Source organism: Arthrobacter sp. NPDC056493 (assembly GCF_042795115.1).
In the GTDB taxonomy this organism is placed as follows: Bacteria; Actinomycetota; Actinomycetes; order Actinomycetales; family Micrococcaceae; genus Arthrobacter.
On sequence record NZ_JBHTSL010000123.1, the window covers coordinates 1 to 1803 of the forward strand.

At 64.6% G+C, this 1803-nt stretch carries 2 protein-coding genes; both read right to left on the reverse strand.

What is annotated here, in order from left to right; genetic code table 11:
- Window positions 1-500, reverse strand: a 500-nt coding sequence (locus tag ACFQ50_RS24480) for a hypothetical protein (RefSeq protein ID WP_377998222.1), incomplete at its 3' end; no start/stop codon positions are given.
- A gap of 14 nt (window positions 501-514) precedes the next feature.
- Window positions 515-1663 (reverse strand): zinc-dependent alcohol dehydrogenase, encoded by a 1149-nt coding sequence (locus tag ACFQ50_RS24485; protein WP_377998223.1) that lies wholly within the window; start codon window positions 1661-1663, stop codon window positions 515-517.
- Window positions 1664-1803: the final 140 nt, after the last annotated feature.

Sequence of the window (1803 nt, forward strand, 5' to 3'; positions counted from 1 at the left end):
GGGTCGATCCACTGGTGGTTGACGTCCGCGCGTTTTTGTCCGAACCGGGAGCGGACACCGTGGGCGGAGAACTCTGTGAGGACCCCGGTTTCGGTGACGGGGTTGTCGGGGCGGAGGGTGACCAAGGACTTCAGGTGGTGTTCCCCGGCGTCGACCCGGTCCGCGGCGATGAGCAGCAGCCAGTGCGCGGCCCGGCCCTCGCTGTACTTGTAGGCGTACTTCCTGATGGCGCCGGAGACCCCGGCAGGAGGAGTGGAAGTCCCGAAAACGGGGGTGAGGAAGGCGTGCTCGACGGACCGTTCCCGCGGCCATTTCTCCGGCTGGCGTTCGGGGAAGTCCCAACGCGCGCCGGTTTCTATGCCGGGTTGCTCGCGGGGGTAGGAGGGCCGGTCGGCCGGGTCGAGGTCCGCGCCCCAGCCCGGGATCTGGGTCCGCAGTTCTTCCGCGGACTTCGGCGGGATACGTTTACCGGAGATATATGGTGTGGCTGTCTGAGTCATGGTGCGGTCTCCCTTCAGGAATGGCCGGCAACAACGAGCGGCTTGATGATGTTGTCCAGCTTGGCCGAGAAGATGTGGTAGCCCTCGGCGATGTGTTCCAGCGGAATACGGTGCGTGACGATGTCGCTGGGTTTCAGGTAGCCGTTGCGGATGTGCTCGAAGAGGCGCGGCCACTGGCGTTTGACCGGGCATTGATTCATCCGCAGCGTCAGGCCCTTATTCATGGCGTCGCCGAACTTCACGGCGCTGAAGATCGGGCCGTAGGCGCCCACCACGGACACGGTGCCGCCCTTGCGGACGGAGTCGATGGCCCAGTTCAGGGCGATAGGGGAGCCGCCCTGCAGTTTGAACTTGCTGCTGGTGACGTGCTGGAGGAAATTGCCGTCCGCTTCGGCTCCGACGGCGTCAATGACGACGTCGGCGCCCAGGTAGTCGGTCTCCTTCTTCAGGTGCACCACGATGTCGTCGTACTCGGTAAAGTTGTGCGTTTCGGCGTGCGCGAAGGACCTTGCCTTTTCCAGCCTGTACTCCAGGTGGTCGATCACGATCACCCGCCCGGCGCCCATCAGCCAGGCGGACTTGGCGGCGAACAGTCCCACCGGTCCGGCGCCGAACACCACCACGGTGTCGCCTTCGGCGATGTCCCCGAGCTGGGCGCCGAAGTAGCCGGTGGGCAGTGCATCTGTGAGTAGCACCGCGTCCTCTTCGTCCAGCCAGTCGGGAATCTTCGAGGGTCCGACGTCGGCGAACGGGACGCGCACGAACTCGGCCTGGCCGCCGTCGTAACCCCCGCAGGTGTGCGAGTAACCGTAGATGCCGCCCACCGCCGTCGCGTTCGGATTGACGTTGTGGCAGTTGGAGTACAGGCCGCGGGAGCAGAAGTAGCAGGAACCGCAGTACACGTTGAACGGCACCATCACCCGGTCGCCCGCCGCCAGGTTCTGCACGGACGATCCCACCTCATGCACGGTGCCCACGAACTCGTGCCCAAACGTCATGCCGACCCGCGTGTCGGGCATCATGCCGTGGTAGAGGTGCAGGTCGGACCCGCAAATGGCGCCCTTGCTGACCCGCACGATCGCGTCGTTCGGGTGCTCGATGATCGGAATGTCTTTCTCTTCGACCCGGACTTTGTACGGGCCTCGGTACACCATGGCGCGCATCAGGACCACGTCCTGGAAATCGCTCGTTTCGACATGAAAATTTCTCCTCTCCGGGCTCGCTCAGACCCCGGCCGGGTGGAGGACGACTTTTGTCCATCCGTCTTCGCGGTTGTCGAAGTTCCTGTAGCCGTCGGGGGCCT

Excerpts from the sequence above, each read along its gene's own strand:
- ACFQ50_RS24485 (WP_377998223.1), bottom strand. The coding sequence starts at position 1,663 with ATGCGCGCCATGGTGTACCGAGGCCCGTACAAAGTCCGGGTCGAAGAG.